Raw genomic sequence first — 16,026 nt, forward strand, 5'->3', positions numbered from 1 at the left:
GGATTATCCTCCTTAATGGATAGTAGCATCAGCGTAAGCAGCCTTACGCGCGGCGGGATTGTGCTCTAATGTGGGGATCTCTCCCGTCTCAACAAGACTTTTGAAGCGCCGCAGCAACTTTTCCGCCAGCATACGCGGCACAATATCTAGCTTCTTTGAAGCCCAGTTACCCAGTGCACCACCCGGCGCATCAAAGCAGAAGCTTAACGTGACTTCGGTTCCCCAATCTTTGGGAGCTCGCTGGAAACGTACCGAACCCTCATTAGCAATCTGCGCACCTTCAAGCGACTTCCAGCGTATGAGCTCATTGGGACGATCTTCAATGATCTGTGTATCCCACTCTATATGTTGATCCAGCGGAAATCGTAAGGCCCAGTGCATGCGATTATCATCAACCTGTGTGACATCAGCAAATTCCCCCATGATCTGCGCGAGATAGCGTGGCTCGCTCCAGAAATGATAGAGCTCTTGGGCCGTCTTTCCAACCGTAATAGATCCCTCAACCCTGACACCACTATTGGAGGGCTGCTTCTGCACCTGTGCAGTATTTACGTTCAACATCTGATAGAGGTAGCTATGTCCGCTAATACCCCGGTAAAGCAGAGCACCCGCCAGCGCGGTTTTGCCAGGCGATAGGTGTTTAAAGCTTTGAAGTATGAGTGCCCCGCCGAGTGCAGTAGAAGCGATGCGCTCTGTCTGGTGAACGTTTACATTATTCATCGCGCTTCCTTTCTATTTCAGGTTCATACATGTATATTTTTGTCGAAGCATATCCCAGCTTTGGTATAGTAGCTCTACTTGAACATCAATAGACTACATTAATGACACGATAATACTAAAAAAACGTGTCAATTTACTCTACAACAGGCAAGTAACAAAAAATTGTTACCGCTGCTTGTGAAGCCATGAAACCATCATGATCGATACCCAGGCTCATGCATGAACACACGTTGGCGTTGCACTCAGACAAGATTATGCACAATATCAACATCCATACCCATCAATCTATCCAGCATCATAGTAGACGAGACGAAAAAGCCAATAACACCAATCACAACAAAGATGGTCCCCAGAATCAACAAAAAAACATATGAGGCAAGGCAAAGAGGAAGATTTTCGGTGAGGCAATGCACTTCTCCGACCCTCCCAATCCGGGGCAATTCCACAACTTGTTCATAGGATCAGAGGATCGAAGTAATTGAAAGAGGAAATACACGGCAGAATAAGTAGCGGGATCTCACACCACAGCCTGGGTGTGGCTTCGAGTAGGCAGAACCTGGCCGTATCCGAGATATTGCTGTGATAGTAAAAGATGGGGTAGAGATTTTAGCTGTTACAAGGACTACTAAGGATACGTGTCTAACATGAGACATTTTTAGATCATACAATGCCTACTAATGGAGAAAATAGAACAATGGAAACGAAACCCAATGAAAAGCGTCAAACGCTGCGTTTCTCTCTTTGGAGTGATGGTCGTACTACGTTAGGCCAGCCAGTGACAATGGAAACCTATAAAGAGCTTATAGATGAGATCGTCCGTGCTGATCAGCTTGGTTTCCACGGCCTGTGGGTTTCCGAGCATCATGGTTTTCAAGACGGCTACCTTCCTGCACCCTTTCTGTTCCTGGCTCATGTTGCTGCTCTTACAGAACACTTACGACTCGGCACGAATATCCTGCTTTTGCCACTCTGGCCTATCCGCCTGCTGGCTGAAGAAACGGCTGTACTGGATCTGCTCGATGCGGGGCGTACCACACTAGGGCTCGGGCTGGGATACATCCCACACGAATTTGCCGCCTTTGGCGTTCATCTCAAACACCGCAAAAAGCGTATGGAGGCGGGAGTTACCTACTTGCGTGCCGCTTTTCGAGGAGAGCCTATTCCGGATGGCCAGAATGGGGCATCCCTCGTGGTTGCTCCTCTGCCAGCGCAGGGTGCTCGCTTACCAATTTACCTGGGGGCGAATAGTGAACCGGCAATTGAGCGTGTCGCGCGCCTTGCTGATGGATTTCTGGCCGCCGCCTTTCCCGCTGTTAATTTTGAGCAAGAGTTAAAAGAGCGCTGGAGCATTTTGAAGTCATACCTGCCGAAGTATGATCGTGATCCCTCAAATTTTCCCGTTGTGTTAAGTATGCATCTATGGGCCTGTGATGATCCTGAGCGTGACTGGAATACTTTTCTTGCACGTGCTATCGCCTATCAACTAGACGTGTATGCTCAGCTGAGTGTGTCGCCTGGGCAGCCTCAACCTCCAAAGATTGATCCCGGTACACTTGACCGTTCACGTTTCCTGGTAGATACACCAGACAATCTGGTCAAGCGTCTGCAGGCCATTCAGTCTGAGATTCCTATAAGTGAAATGTGTTTCTGGTCCCACCCGCCGGGAGTTCCGCACGATGCTGTCGTGGGGAATCTTGAACGGATCGCGCGACAGGTGATGATTGCATTCAGATAGGTTAGTGAGCTTTAATCCGCCGGTTCACCGCTAGCCTCACTTGCAGGTGGCTCGAACATGCAAATGACGTCTGGACGATGGATACGCGGCACCAGGCTCTCCAATACGCGGAACTGGTGGTTAAGATTGGTGTTTTCAACGAATGCCACCGAGAAATCGAACACGGGAAGCATGAATGTAGTAAAGATGTCGAGAACTGAAGCGAAAGGAGATATCACTATGAGACGGATGTCGAGCACGGTAGAGCTTACTCCGCCGGTAAGCAGGCGGGATCATCAACAGGGGCCAACTAGCGCACCTGTAACGCTGGTGGAATATGGAGACTATGAATGTCCCTATTGTGGGATGGCCTATCCCATTGTCAAGGAAGTCCAACGACGGATGAAGAATCAGATGCGTTTTGTCTTTCGTAACTTTCCACTTGTTCAGGTACATCCCCACGCCATGAGCGCCGCGGAAGCCGCGGAAGCCGCTGGCGCGCAGGGAAAGTTTTGGGAGATGCACGATACACTCTACGAACACCAGAGGGCGCTCGAAGGATCAGATCTCGTCTTCTATGCGGTTTCACTCGGACTGGACAGGGAAAGATTTATACGCGAACTTACTTCCCATGCATATCTGGAGCACATCCGTGAGGATATACTAGGTGGAGTAGATAGCGGGGTCGAAGGTACGCCAACTTTCTTTATTAATGGTGCGCGCTATCGAGCTTCTTATGATCTAGAAAGCCTGCTGACGGCAGTCGAGCTTGCCGCCGTTTCCTGACTCTAGATTATGAGTCAATAGAAAAGCAGGTGTCGCGGGGAATGCTTCCCGCGACACCTGCTCAGTTAGATTGCTCTACTCAAACTAATTGTTAAAGAATAAATAGAGTATACAATCTATAAGGCACTCTGGCTCAAGCTTGTAGAGAATCCTTTTCACTGTTTTTTTACCTCATCATATGGGCGAATTTTGCTATCACGATGAATTACATTTCTGACCCGTTGCCTGTCACTCCTTTTCCCATCGCCATACGTGTTGATGGCAGGAGGTATGTCTCTTACACAACAAATCTTGTAGAGAGGTTGTACAGTGCAGAAGCGGGGTGCTTCATGATTACAGCAAGTGACATAACCAAAGGAATCGCCATCGAGATCAAAGGTGAACCCTATATGGTTGTCGATTGGGAGAAATTCGCCAGGGCGCAAGTCGATCCAGATGTAAAGGTAAAGTTGCGTCACATACGTACACATGACTTGGTTGAACGAACCCTAGATGCACATTCCAAACTTACAGTCGTTCCAATTGAGCGCCTTGCAGCCGTCTTTACCCACTGGGATGGTGAATTCTACCACTTCGCAGATATCGGCTCCGACAATCCCGATGATCCCGATGAATTTCAGCTCCCACCAGAAATGCTAGGTAAAGCAAGCAAATTTATTGTCGATGATCTACAACTCAACATGCTTGTGCTTAACAGTGAGCCGGTTGGTGTCGAATTACCACCCTCGGTCATCATACGCGTAAAAAGTGTTGATATGGTTGGGCGTTACTGGCGAGCTATCATGGAGGGACCCGCAAGACTTGAAACGGGCCTGGTCGTAATGGTCCCCCACATCATCTCCCCAGGTGACCTCATCCGCGTCAACACGGAAAATGGAGAATATATGGAACGCATCACGCCTTGACTTCATCCCCAGGGACAGGCAACTTTGTCTGATTGCCTGTGTCCTGCTCGCTGACATACATCCTGAGAATCGTGCCAGGCGTGCCGTTTCATCTCCATAATAGAGGTAATAGGTGCGTGGATTGTCAAAGTTAAGGAGAGCAACGGTTGATTGCTCGTACACATCTTAATTAAATACGAAATGCAGAAAGCCAAACCGAAAAACCATGCAGAGCTGGAAAGCCAGATACCAAGCAACCGGTAAGTCCGGTTTGGTAGGGGGGTCACAGAAACCTGGACGAGAAATCGTCTAAGGCTCTGGGCCCCTACCCAACACGACCTACATTTGGACCAGCGATCGGTTGGTTGTAGCTGGCGGTTGTGCTTGATGTGTTCTCTCGCATGGTGGTAGGATGGTCCGTGGCGATCATTCAGGATGCTACCCTGGCTATACAAGCTCTACGTATGGCATTGGCTCGTCGCCATCCACAAGCCGGATTACTCCATCACACGTATCGTGGGAGCACCTACACGAGCGAGAACTATCAAGTTCTTTTACAACAGGAGGGCAGAGTAGCGAGTATGAGCCGTACTGCTAATTTTTACGATAATGCAGCCATGAAAAGCTTTTTCATAATTTCAAAGGGGAATGTACTGAGAGAGAAGACATCCAGACACGAGCGCAAGCGAGAAGCGCTACCTTTGAATTCATCGATTGCTTGTATAATCGGACCAGAAAAAACTCTACCTTACACTACATGAGTTCACTTGAATACGAACAAGTGATGGGCTCATCCTAATATTTAGGGTCTCCATAAATTCGGGTGAGGATCAATCCCAGTGTTTTTTCTTTTGCATAGGCTGATGATAAAAAGAGGTGAGGCTGATGAATTACACATTAATCATCTTGCAAAAAGTACGCGCTATTGTTGATACTTTAGGAAGATACGCGGAGGCTGTTGATTCGCTAGAGACGAATATCAAAATGATTAAACAGGGGCATATTTATGAAGGAACATTTGGAGACATTTTCAGCGGATGTGAGAATGACTTGGGAAGCATGGAAGTTGCATATAAACAGGCTGAAATGCTCGCAAGTACGCTTCGGGAAGAAATTGATGAACAACGGCAGCGAGTGAAAAAGGTCAAGGAAAAAATCGAGAAAGATAGTAAAAACCAGGCATAGCGCCTGGCGCTTTTTTGTCACCAGACGTATAATAGATTGAGAGAGAAGCTATTTGTAGAGCATCAACAACAATAGTTGAATTGGAAGTCAGATATGCCGAAGCTCGGATTATCGGGATTGGCTACTCAATCGCGAGCCCTTCCACCTGGAGACCAGTGTTCCCGGAACTTTCGTTGTGGGCGATGTGCGTCACGGTTCTGTCAAACCCATTGCCGCTAGCGTCGGAGAGGGATGCATGGCAGTGATGTTAGTACATCGTTACCTGGAGAGCTCTACCCTGAGGGCGTAATGGTTTTAACCTGATTGATTGCTAACGACTCATGCGAAAAACGCCGCTCCGGGTGCGGCTAAGGAAATGGACTGGCTAAGGAGATGGACTATGGAACGTTCCATAATCTACAAGGACAATGTTCCCTACCTGCAGCCGATCAGAACGCTTCAGATTGGCAATACACCTCTATGGCCTCCCATACTGGAGGATGAAATCCTCTATATTGCCGCGCGCAACCACACACTTTACGCGTTGGATAAGCATACATATACGCTGCTTTGGAGCTATAGAGTACAGGGCGACATCCTATCTGCGCCTACCCTGGTTGATGATGTGCTGTATATCGCATCCTCTGATCACACGGTTTGCGCGCTTGAAGCCAGAACTGGCAGTGTACTCTGGCGTTATCAGGCCACAGGGCCGCTACCATTCGCCCCAACCATTGCCGAAGGGGCTGCCTACCTTGTCTCGGATCGCACCCTCTATGCTTTAGATGCCGGGCTAGGCGACGTGCTTTGGTCATATAACTTGCAAGAGCATGTACACATACCCTTAACAGTAAATAATGGCGTTATCTACATCGTAGAGAAGCACACACTCTACGCCTTTGATGCTAGCCGCCGAGTCATCATCTGGCGTTATGCCACTCAAGATAACTTAAGCGCTTCTCCAGTCGTGGGGGATGGAATGGTCTACCTTGGTTCGCGGGATCACACTCTCTATGCTCTCGACAGCGAGTCCGGGCAGAAAGTTTGGAGCTATACCACCCGGGATGCTATTCTCGCATCACCAGCCATAGCCTATGGCATGGTCTATGTCGGCTCCAATGATTGTACACTGTATGTACTGGAGCAGAAATTTGGTGTGCTAAAATGGCAGCATACAACCGCCGGGCCTATCCTCGCACCCCCCACACTTTCAGATGAGATACTGTTTGCTGGCTCCATGGACCATTCCTGCTATGCCCTGGATGCGCTTACAGGCGAGAAACTCTGGAGCTACGCGACCAACGGGCCAATCGATACATCGCCAGTCATCGCAAATGGCAGATTGTATGTCTCTTCCACCGATGCCTATCTCTACGAGTTTACTAGTGACCGCCTGTGGCGCTTTATCACCGGCAACGCCATCGAATCTTCGCCCGCGATCGCCAGCGGCGTAGTCTATGTTGGCTCAACTGATCATAATGTCTACGCGCTCAAGACCGAGACAGGCGAAGTACAATGGAGCATTGAAACCGGAGCGGAGGTCTTCTCCTCGCCCCTGGTACATGACGAACGCGAGGTCGTCTATATCGGATCAAACGATTTCACGCTTTATGCTCTGGCCGCAAGCACGGGAGCCGTCCTGTGGAGCTATCTTACTGCGGGAAATATCATCTCCTCGCCCAGGATATGGAACGGCATGGTCTTTGTCGGCTCAGCTGATCACTGTGTCTACGCGCTTGATATAGAGACAGGAGAAGAGCTCTGGCAGTATAAAACAACTGGAAATATCACCTCCTCGCCCTGTATTGCCGATGGCACTCTCTATATAGGTTCGCTTGACCAGCAGATCTATGGGCTGAACGCCTTTAATGGTGAGCTGATATGGTCGTACATGACTGGCGGTGGCGTCCATTCCTCACCTACTGTGGATCAGGATCTCCTCTATGTTGGCTCGCGCGACCATAAGCTTTATGCTCTGGATGTAAAGACAAGGACGAAACGCTGGGAGGTCGAGACAGGCGATATTGTAGACTCATCACCTACTGTCGCCAACGGTATGGTGTACGTTGGTTCTCACGATCATAATCTCTATGCGCTCGATACGCATTCAGGCGAGAAGCGCTGGCAGTATAAAACGGGTGGAGCGGTAGCCTCATCACCACGAGTTATCAAGGAAACGGTCTATGCAGGCTCGGAAGATGGCAACCTCTATGCGCTCAACGCACACTCAGGCGAGAAACGTTGGTGTCTCCAAACAGGGGGCGCGATTCATGCTTCAGTCACAGTCGATAAAGACCTTGTCTACATCGGCTCCTCTGACCACTCCTTGTATGCCTTGCAACGCATACTACACCCAACGCATATTCACCTGTCAGGTTGATGTCTCCGCGCTGAATAATCGATTTTCTTCTCAGTCTCTGCGTTTCTTCGCATAGGGTAGGAATACTTGTTGGTGAGAAGTCACTTCCCCATAGTGTTCTACATTAAATAGTTTAGAAGCCATGCTATTTATAGGGAATTATGGGTTTGCAGACCAGAACGTTTAAGTGCTTTATTTGTGTTACTGCTGGCAATAATTTATAGGGAAATTTCACTTTTTATGCTATCTTTCATATGATGGCATGAAATGGATAATAGTAGAGCATAAAAGAATATTGATCAGCCAATTGATGCAGAGCTTATTTTGAGGAAAGATAAAGGCGGCCATGGTTGCCCTCTTGTTTTCAATGCATTGTTGTGATACAAGTTCCCCCTCATAAGACCATCAATGACAAAAGCTACATGCAGTGTTCACGATTGCTTTTTCATAGCTTGTTGGTTGGCACGATGCTGCTGATACGCGTAAAAAAAACAGTGATTAAAAGAAGAGGGTTATAACTATGCAGTCAAACAACCCGGAACAACAGAAGGTCACAACTGGTACCACAGCAGCCACCCAGCCACCCAGGCAGCCCAACAGAGTCAAGCAGAGCAACAGCAGACTCCGCCTGAAACAACAACAACTATCCAGTCAGTTCCCCAGGGCGAAGCGGTACAGGAAGAGCAACGCAAAGCTGATGGCTGGGAAACTCCAGGCAGGCATGCCAATCCTCCCGCGCATCTCTTTTTAGCGATACTAGTGCAAATATACAAAAGTATATTCCGATGTACAAGAAAGGAGGAGTGATATGCTTTTAACTACCGCACATCTCATTGCTCTGCATACTCTTTCAGACAGTGAGATCACCGGACATACTGCATATGCTCCCGAAGAGTCCGATGACCAAAACCACATATACCGTGAACTTGAGTTGCAAGGACTGGCAGTACTTGTGCCACCGCGGGCCTACCAGATAACATTTACAGGCCATGAAGCTCTTGGTATTTTCGATGGCATGCAGAAATCCCCGGGCATCCCTCCAATTGACCAGTTAAAACAAGATTGGCGCTTGCTCGGTTCTGACATTCAAGCCGCCCTCCACGCCGCTGCGCAAAACAAAATGCACGTCGGTCCCCTGACAGAAGATGTATTGAACACCCGTGGCATGACCGAAAAAAAGTATAGCACATTGGAAAAACGTACATTTACGAACCTGAGCGCATTTGGTGAAGCATGGGAAGATTTTGATCAGCGCCATCATCCATCACTAGAGGTTAATCAAGATCTGGCTAATGGTATGCGCCATATGCATCCCAGTTATACGGCCAAGACCTGACCCTATCAGCCGAGCATCTCTCTCTGCTCGAAGCAATGGATCTGCTTACCTGGTCGTCTCCTGATAGGACAACATATGCGCTCACAACGCTGGGACAGGCTGCGTATGAGGCCGTGCTCAAAGAAGGATATCCCGTACTGGATGAAGTGCTGAATGAAGCAATTATGACAGTACTGGCACAGTTCATCGATCAAGGGCGAGACGCCCTTACTCCAGAACAGCTGTTTAACCTGCAGATGCTGGGCTACGTTGATGGAGAAGAAAAAATAACAGCCGCCGGACAGGCTGCCATGAGAGCCTATTCATTGCTCCAACAGGAGGTGGAAGAGCCCTCGCGGACCTTCGCGATCACCGAACCCGAACTCGAGCTCTTAGCCACGCTGCACTCTATAAGTGATCCTTCTTCCACCAGGCCTCAGCCTCCGCCAGATAAACAAGCTCTGCATAAAATCTTTGTCGATCGGATGGTACAACACTACCAGCAATTTATTGGCCGCTATGGGCGGGATTTTAAGGGCAAACTCGCTAAGAAACAACGGGCGGTAGCGATGCTTGAGCAGTTAAAAGATCACGATAAATGGTTCAATACGTTTTGGGATCTGGACGAGCTGTTGGTAAGTTTAGCGGCCTTTGACCTTGTACGTCCCGAACCGATGGATCAAAAAACTGTCTACAACATCACACCAAATGGTCAAAGGATCGTAGAGGCCGTGGGTCGAGGCACAAATGATATCTCAGCGACAGGCGTCAAAGTCTTAACAAGCGCGATCACCAGGCTGCATAGTCCAGCTGACTTATGGGTTGAACAGGCGCGTGACGAAGGCTTGATCGGCACCAAAGGAGGTATCACGAAAGAGGGACATTTGTTTGCTGACCTCGCAGAGCACTGTACACGTTTACCCGCGTTAACCCGCGATGAAGCCGAAATGCTAAAAAATCTGCCCCAGATAATTAATGATATCGCTTCTCCCGCCGAAAAAAAAACACAACAGGATGAGGGGAAACAACGTTGGGCGCTGGAAAAACTTGAAGCGCGCGTTTTTATTGAATGCCTGGTCGATGGACAGATTGTACGTACACCAATAGGTCAGCTGCTGGTCAAAGCGATCAGCGGGGCAATGCACCTTGGACACCCGGTAACGCCGAGCATTGTGCGCCTGGTGGCCGCGATCAGGCAGATAGGAACACTTTACGTGAAGGAACGCAAGGTCCGCATCGTACCTGAAAATTGGGCTGAGATAGAACGTCTGACGGGCCTTGGACCACAAGAATTCAAGGAAGTGCGACACGTCGCCCGTATGGCCCAATACATCGGAGAGGTCACCATCACTGAAGCTGGTTTAGATCTTCTGATGATCATGGATCAACTCAATAAGCAAATAGAAACGAGCAGCGCTAAATCAGTGCCTTCATCAGGTGGCACACTGACCGTTTAAATGACGAGGTAGGCCAAAGAGGTGAGAAAAGCGATGAATATCGAGCATTTTACGGAAAAATCACGGGAAGCGGTGAGCTCGGCAGCGCATATTGCGCGCGAGCATAATCAGGTCGAAGTAGAACATCCGCTGGCCGCGCTACTGGTAACATCACGCTAGAACTTTCTGACGCCGCTCTGGATCTATTAGCAGAGATAGGCTACGATCCTCAGTTTGGGGCTCGTTCACTCAAGCGGGTAATCCAGCGAGAAATCGAAAATCGTATTGTCAGCGATATACTTAGTGGCACCATTCACGATGGCGACACCGCCAAGATCGATGCCAGAGACGGTAAAATTGTGATCGAGTCAACAAAAACTCAACCACAACCCACATATGCAAGCTAATAAAAAAAGGCCATGGGGTGTTAGTCCCATGGCCTTTTACAAGAAATTAAGGAGGAAACACAACGTCAATATTGTTTTCAACCTCGGTAACCCCGGGTAATGACCATGCCGTCTCCGCAGCAGCTCTCTTTTCCGCGTAAGCATGAACGATCCCACGCAAAATGACCTTACTCCCCTGAACCTCAACCGTAATTTGCTTGGCATCGGTCTCCGCGTTACGGACGAGCGCTTGCTCAATTTTCTTCTTGATATCTGTTGGCAGAGGATGCTCTTTAACAATAAGTCGATTGGAAACGCCACGCACCCCGGCGATATGGCTTACAGCACGTTCGGCGTCTAACTTTTGCAGGATATTGTCTACTTCACCGTCGAGTGTTACCCAGCCCTGATCCACCGTCACATTGATTTTACCGGCCGGGATATCTGCTCCCCACTTGAGGGCATTGAGAACTGCGGCTGCCAGATCGGCATCTGTACGTTCAGCAAACGCAGGCAGGCGTACCTCGATATCATTGGCAACCGCCAGTACCCCGCGCACACGATGGGCGGCAGATTCCGCGGCTACTTTTTGCGAATAAGACTCAACCCAACCAGTCAACGTGACAACACCATTCTTGACGATAACGCCAATGTCGTTGGGACGCACCCTGGAGTCCCATCGTAATTCGGCCAGCACATCTTCCTGGATATCTTCATCAGTGCGAGTGCTAACAGTAGTCATAAGGTTGTCCTTTGCTAGCAATGCATATAATCAAGCGCTTTCTGTGTAGTTGAGCCTGCTTGATCCTGCATGCCTTGAAACGGTAACAAAAATCTACAGTGTTTAGCTTCTGTAATAGACATCCAATTGTGTACCTACGACGACCGACTGCTCTACCTAACAGTTCGTCTCATTCCCAGCAAATGCGTTTTGACTCCTGGAACGTTTCAATTGATTCTTTATTATCGAGAGTACAACGTATTTACCGCCATGTCAAATACTTATATTATCACATCTATATATGTAAAATAAGAGCTTTTATTCTTCATTATGTGTTAATATAAAATGCACATATATAATTGATAAAAGAGCAAGTATGAATGTAAGATTGGGATGATATTTGCACAAACTCTACCATATTGTGCCAGTGTGCTTGCTCCGAATATAGCGCAAAGCTCCAAAAAGGAAACGACTTATTTTGCAATGCTTTTTAATGCATCGTTCTACTGAGGCCCGAGATCTTCATACTATCGCTGCCGGAGGCCATGATGGAGAAGCCCACCATTGTCATTGTCGATGCTACGAAATTGTGCAGCAACTTAAGCACGTTCTGGAACAGAAATATAGCGACCGTTTTCGCAAAGTCAGGAAGTTGCCTTTCATCAATAGAATGATGACGAGCACTTTTCAAAATCTCTTGATATAAAATGAACATACGCATTAAAGGACAAGCGTACTCCCTTTGAATACGAGAGAGCAACTATCGAAGTTCGGCACAGTTTCGGAGAATGATCCTCGGGAATCTGGAGGCAGATTGGACATGGGAGAGGCTTCTGGCTGCGTTTGTAGCTGTATTTTCTCCCTTCCCTCCATGTACGGCCTATCAATAGAATGGGTTATGCATCGGGCCGGCGGCGCAGGGTTCCAGCCCCCCATATTTCGACAACGCGTCCATGTGCAATGCGAAAAATCTCCATGATGAGAGGGAGAGGCTCTCCCCCAAGTGTTGGGGTGCCATGCACAGTAATCCGTAGCGCGACTTTGTCATCTTCAGCAATCAGATCTTCGACAACAAAATGCCTCTCAGGAAAGGTGGCAAAGGCGTTTGTTACAGCTGCTTTCGCGCTCTCAATGCCAACTTCTCCCATAGCATGCCTGATAATGTGTGGATCAAAGAGATCGTCTAAGGTCGCCAGGTCCTGCGTATTAATGGCTTCATAAACACGAGAAGCCAGAGCCTTGTTGTCTGTTGCTGTCATGCCAAAATCTCCTGTGGATGATTCTTTCTACGAGCTCGATTGCCTCTGTGTGACGCATGCTCTCATTTTTGCTGCTGGTTTTCGTCCTGGAGCGCACGTACGTTCGTACGTAACCGTTCGAGAACACGCAACGCCATCTCTTGTTCCTCTTTGGGAATACCAGCGAGCAGCTGGGCCTGAAAGTGTCGATGCGCCGCGCTCAATTCAGCAACTCGTTGCTGTCCGGAAACCGTCAAAGAGACAAGCATGTAGCGATTATCCTTGGGATCGAGGCGACGGCTGAGCACGCCTTCAGACTCAAACTGCTTGACCAGACGAGTAATCGTGGCTCCATCAACAGCTAAGTGCTGCTGTACAGCCGCATGGCTGATCTCGCCGGTCTCGAACAGCAGGATGAGTAGCTGCCGGCGGAGCTGACTCATGCCAACATGATGATCAAAGGCTTGTCTGGTTTCATAACAGGCAGATGTCAAGTGTTGAAAGAAGGTATCTTCAAGAACATCCATTGAGTATTGTGCCTCCGTGCCCTCTGTCAATTGCCACACTTCGGGAGAAGGTGGTTCATAATTCCATGTATACCATCAACCATTGATACTGTCAATAGTTGACAAAGTAAACAATATAGGCGGTGACCTTTTTGAACTCCTGACAAATGAGCATGCGGCACCATGGGATAGAAGAGACTGGCAAAACTTTCTGCCTCACCGAAAATCTTCCTTTTGAGAGACATTGTACTGGATCCCTTTCTGTAAAAGAAACAAGAAATCTGAGAGGGAATTTTCACTCAAGAGACATAAGAAGAATTCGTTTGAGGGCAGGCAAAAGGGAAGATTTCTAATGAGGCAACGCGATTCCTTGTGACAGAACATTTTTTGGGCAGGCTGTCTCCCAAAAAACACCTTGCGACATTCTTTTTTTGGACAGGCTGTTCACCCCATAGTGGCAGGATGTCTCCCAAAAACACGGCAGGATGTCGTTAACCACTTTTTTGCACAAAAAAAAACATTCCCCTCAAAAACCGATCATACACACTTCTGGTGAAGTGGCTTCAGATCAGGCCTGAGGGGAATATTTGTGCTGCTGGAGCGGGAGACGAGACTCGAACTCGCGACAACCTGCTTGGAAGACAGGGACCCACAAGCACGCCACCAAAATCATGTCCATCGGCCTGGCAGGCCGGTTTATCTATACCTCAAAGATTCTCGAACGGGGCTGACAAAAGATGCCACAAGCAATTTTTTGCCTTTACGGCAAAAGATGTTCGAAGAAATTCCACGTTTTCCACCTCTTATCGCTGCATATTTATACCTTTATGGCAAAAGATGTTTCAAGATTTCTCATCTTTTTTCGCTCTTATGCATGAGCTTTTCAATACGCAAGCAAAGGCAGTCGTAGGCTTTTTCGCCTCAATACGATGAGAGATATGCAAAAAGTTTTGCATCTTCTGGCAAAAAGCATCGCGATAACGCGGAAACAGGATGTTCTTTTATCAGCATTTGTTGATCTGCAGGAGACTATACCGAACTTCTTGAGAAAGTGCAAGCGAAACATCCTGCCTCTCACTTCACATAAAACAATCCATTTTAAAGTATAAGCCTCACATTCAAATGAAGCATTAACTGACAACAAAACTTATATCACCATAAATAGCTTCTCGTTGCGATACATCGCTAGGAAAGAAATCTGCGAGGTCATAAAAGGGGCGCGCGTCCACCTTAAGACTACAAGAATAAATTCGTACTTCCTGCTTTATTCAATAATAAGATTTGTTGATAGCGGACAAACTGGTTAATACGTACAGTAGTACATCTATCGTTTCTCACTCGCAGATAGAGGTAGAAAAAAATCGGGAAGACGAGAGGCATAAGAGTGATCCAACTCAAAGTGTGAACCAACCTGTTAAAGACGGGTATTACATCTTGCAGTGAAGCTTTTTTTCTGGTATCTTAATTACATCAATGTTATTTGTATCAATATATTTTGAACAAATTTGCATTGAAGCAGCTCCATGTTGCTTCGTACACACGCGTTCAATGACACACACTTTGTTTTACTAACACACTGATACGTAAAGGAACAACGCAATGAAACAACGGGTCCTTATCCTGTGTACAGGGAATTCTGCACGTTCACAAATGGCTGAAGGCTGGCTCCGCCACCTAGCAGGTGAGCAGATGGATGTTGAGAGTGCAGGCACTGCGCCTTCGCAGGTCAATCCCCTGGCTATTCAAGCTATGGCTGAGCGCCATATTGATATCAGCCATCACCGCTCTAAGCATCTCAACGAGTTTCTTGATCAGCCTTTTGATTACGTGATCACCGTCTGTGATAACGCGGCCGAGCAATGCCCTGTCTTTCCAGGAAAAGCGACACGCATCCATTGGAGTTTCCCCGATCCTGCCGCAGTTCAGGGAACAGAGGAAGAACGTCTCGCCTCTTTCCGACAAGTTCGTGATGCCATCGAGCGCCAGTTTCGTGCCTGGGTCGAAGACCCGACCACCTTAGGGGTGGCGTGATGCTGCAAACATCCTTATCACGGAAAGCTGTCGCCGAAGGTGTGGGCACATTTGCCCTCGTCACTGCTGGTTGTGGAGCCATTATGGTCGATACATTGACGCATTCGTTAACACACGTTGGCGTCGCACTCACCTTCGGTCTGATTATTATGGTCATGATCGCAGCCACGGGTCATCTCTCGGGCGCGCATTTTAATCCCGCCGTCACTATTGCGTTTGCGCTCACGCGCCATTTTCCCTGGAGACAGGTCCCATTCTATATTTTGGCACAGATCCTGGGTGCCGTTCTCGGGGCAGTGGTGCTTCGAGGACTCTTTGGCCCCATTGCATCACTTGGAGCAACCATCCCATCAGGAGGAGTCTGGCAATCGTTTGGACTGGAAGTGTTACTTTCAGCGGTCTTAATGATGGTCATTATCTCCGTAGCAACTGATACCAGAGCTGTCGGACAACTCGCGGCCCTCGCAATTGGTGCCGCAGTTGCCCTGGATGCCATGTGGGGCGGCCCGATTAGTGGTGCATCGATGAATCCTGCGCGCTCCCTGGGACCAGCATTGATTGCGAGCGCCTGGCAAGATCAATGGATCTATATCGTTGCCCCCATCATTGGAACATGCCTGAGCGCTGCTCTCTATCAATGGTTGCGGGCGACACCCGACATCAAGCCAACCGAGTCGATAAAAAACTAGGCTGTACGCAATCTTTACCCAACATGAGAGAGATGCTCGCCCCAAACAGGGACGGGCATCTCTTCGAGAATGATACT

General features: G+C 48.3%; 14 protein-coding genes and 3 pseudogenes. 13 read left to right on the forward strand and 4 right to left on the reverse strand.

All coding sequences use genetic code 11. The annotated features are described in order from the left end of the window. Positions 1–12: 12 nt before the first annotated feature. Complete coding sequence (locus tag EL633_RS02675; RefSeq protein WP_126625720.1) at positions 13–720, reverse strand: SRPBCC family protein; 708 nt, start codon at positions 718–720, stop codon at positions 13–15. 694 nt (positions 721–1,414) lie between these two features. On the opposite strand from EL633_RS02675, the gene EL633_RS02680 reads away from it, so the two are divergent. From EL633_RS02680 to EL633_RS02725, 11 genes and pseudogenes are all read left to right on the forward strand, one after another. Beyond that, a complete protein-coding gene (locus tag EL633_RS02680; RefSeq protein WP_126625721.1) occupies positions 1,415–2,455 on the forward strand; it encodes an LLM class flavin-dependent oxidoreductase in 1,041 nt (346 codons plus the stop codon). Positions 2,456–2,674: 219 nt separating this feature from the next. Beyond that, complete coding sequence (locus EL633_RS02685) at positions 2,675–3,220, forward strand: DsbA family protein (RefSeq protein ID WP_126625722.1); 546 nt, start codon at positions 2,675–2,677, stop codon at positions 3,218–3,220. Between the two features lie 329 nt (positions 3,221–3,549). Continuing rightward, positions 3,550–4,125, forward strand: a complete 576-nt coding sequence (locus EL633_RS02690; protein WP_126625723.1) for an elongation factor P — start codon at positions 3,550–3,552, stop codon at positions 4,123–4,125. Positions 4,126–4,484: 359 nt separating this feature from the next. After that, positions 4,485–4,691, forward strand: a pseudogene (locus tag EL633_RS38060) (DDE-type integrase/transposase/recombinase); the annotation flags it as partial. A 44-nt stretch (positions 4,692–4,735) separates the two neighbouring features. Next, a pseudogene (locus EL633_RS38065) lies at positions 4,736–4,903 on the forward strand (IS3 family transposase); the annotation flags it as partial. Between the two features lie 86 nt (positions 4,904–4,989). Next, entirely contained in the window at positions 4,990–5,289 is a 300-nt protein-coding gene (locus EL633_RS02700; protein ID WP_126625725.1) for a hypothetical protein, read from the forward strand. 379 nt (positions 5,290–5,668) lie between these two features. Continuing rightward, the gene (locus EL633_RS02710; RefSeq protein WP_126625726.1) at positions 5,669–7,648 is read left to right on the forward strand and encodes a PQQ-binding-like beta-propeller repeat protein; all 1,980 of its coding nucleotides are present in this window, start codon (positions 5,669–5,671) and stop codon (positions 7,646–7,648) included. 499 nt (positions 7,649–8,147) lie between these two features. Further along, on the forward strand, positions 8,148–8,378 hold the full coding sequence (locus EL633_RS02715; RefSeq protein WP_246039071.1) for a hypothetical protein: 231 nt from the start codon (positions 8,148–8,150) through the stop codon (positions 8,376–8,378). A gap of 57 nt (positions 8,379–8,435) precedes the next feature. Continuing rightward, positions 8,436–10,399, forward strand: a pseudogene (locus EL633_RS02720) (DUF505 domain-containing protein). Between the two features lie 33 nt (positions 10,400–10,432). After that, positions 10,433–10,558, forward strand: coding sequence for a hypothetical protein (locus tag EL633_RS37775; RefSeq protein ID WP_281275838.1), 126 nt, complete (start codon positions 10,433–10,435; stop codon positions 10,556–10,558). 35 nt (positions 10,559–10,593) lie between these two features. Further along, entirely contained in the window at positions 10,594–10,785 is a 192-nt protein-coding gene (locus EL633_RS02725; RefSeq protein WP_246039197.1) for a ClpB D2-like domain containing protein, read from the forward strand. Positions 10,786–10,831: 46 nt separating this feature from the next. On the opposite strand, the gene EL633_RS02730 is transcribed toward EL633_RS02725, so the two are convergent. From EL633_RS02730 to EL633_RS02740, 3 genes are all read right to left on the reverse strand, one after another. Next, the gene (locus EL633_RS02730) at positions 10,832–11,506 is read right to left on the reverse strand and encodes a BON domain-containing protein (RefSeq protein ID WP_126625727.1); all 675 of its coding nucleotides are present in this window, start codon (positions 11,504–11,506) and stop codon (positions 10,832–10,834) included. A gap of 875 nt (positions 11,507–12,381) precedes the next feature. Beyond that, positions 12,382–12,744 carry an ester cyclase gene (locus tag EL633_RS02735; protein WP_126625728.1) on the reverse strand — a complete coding sequence of 121 codons (363 nt, stop codon included), beginning with the start codon at positions 12,742–12,744 and terminating at the stop codon, positions 12,382–12,384. Positions 12,745–12,806: 62 nt separating this feature from the next. Then, positions 12,807–13,250 (reverse strand): MarR family winged helix-turn-helix transcriptional regulator, encoded by a 444-nt coding sequence (locus EL633_RS02740; protein ID WP_126625729.1) that lies wholly within the window; start codon positions 13,248–13,250, stop codon positions 12,807–12,809. A 1,578-nt stretch (positions 13,251–14,828) separates the two neighbouring features. Between EL633_RS02740 and EL633_RS02745 the strand changes: the two genes are divergently transcribed. After that, positions 14,829–15,260, forward strand: a complete 432-nt coding sequence (locus EL633_RS02745; RefSeq protein ID WP_126625730.1) for an arsenate reductase ArsC — start codon at positions 14,829–14,831, stop codon at positions 15,258–15,260. Next, positions 15,260–15,949: an MIP family channel protein gene (locus EL633_RS02750; protein ID WP_126625731.1), complete on the forward strand. Its 690-nt coding sequence runs from the start codon at positions 15,260–15,262 to the stop codon at positions 15,947–15,949. Before EL633_RS02745 ends, EL633_RS02750 begins: the two co-directional genes overlap by 1 nt. The last annotated feature ends 77 nt before the right edge of the window (positions 15,950–16,026 follow it).

The sequence above is a fragment of the Dictyobacter alpinus genome, from assembly GCF_003967575.1.
Classification (GTDB): Bacteria; Chloroflexota; Ktedonobacteria; order Ktedonobacterales; family Ktedonobacteraceae; genus Dictyobacter; species Dictyobacter alpinus.

Coding starts and splice junctions, on each gene's coding strand:
- EL633_RS02735 (WP_126625728.1), bottom strand. CDS start 12,744: ATGACAGCAACAGACAACAAGGCTCTGGCTTCTCGTGTTTATGAAGCC.
- EL633_RS02710 (WP_126625726.1), top strand. CDS start 5,669: ATGGAACGTTCCATAATCTACAAGGACAATGTTCCCTACCTGCAGCCG.
- EL633_RS37775 (WP_281275838.1), top strand. CDS start 10,433: ATGAATATCGAGCATTTTACGGAAAAATCACGGGAAGCGGTGAGCTCG.
- EL633_RS02690 (WP_126625723.1), top strand. CDS start 3,550: ATGATTACAGCAAGTGACATAACCAAAGGAATCGCCATCGAGATCAAA.
- EL633_RS02675 (WP_126625720.1), bottom strand. CDS start 720: ATGAATAATGTAAACGTTCACCAGACAGAGCGCATCGCTTCTACTGCA.
- EL633_RS02715 (WP_246039071.1), top strand. CDS start 8,148: ATGCAGTCAAACAACCCGGAACAACAGAAGGTCACAACTGGTACCACA.
- EL633_RS02750 (WP_126625731.1), top strand. CDS start 15,260: ATGCTGCAAACATCCTTATCACGGAAAGCTGTCGCCGAAGGTGTGGGC.
- EL633_RS02745 (WP_126625730.1), top strand. CDS start 14,829: ATGAAACAACGGGTCCTTATCCTGTGTACAGGGAATTCTGCACGTTCA.
- EL633_RS02730 (WP_126625727.1), bottom strand. CDS start 11,506: ATGACTACTGTTAGCACTCGCACTGATGAAGATATCCAGGAAGATGTG.
- EL633_RS02685 (WP_126625722.1), top strand. CDS start 2,675: ATGAGACGGATGTCGAGCACGGTAGAGCTTACTCCGCCGGTAAGCAGG.
- EL633_RS02680 (WP_126625721.1), top strand. CDS start 1,415: ATGGAAACGAAACCCAATGAAAAGCGTCAAACGCTGCGTTTCTCTCTT.
- EL633_RS02740 (WP_126625729.1), bottom strand. CDS start 13,250: ATGGATGTTCTTGAAGATACCTTCTTTCAACACTTGACATCTGCCTGT.
- EL633_RS02700 (WP_126625725.1), top strand. CDS start 4,990: ATGAATTACACATTAATCATCTTGCAAAAAGTACGCGCTATTGTTGAT.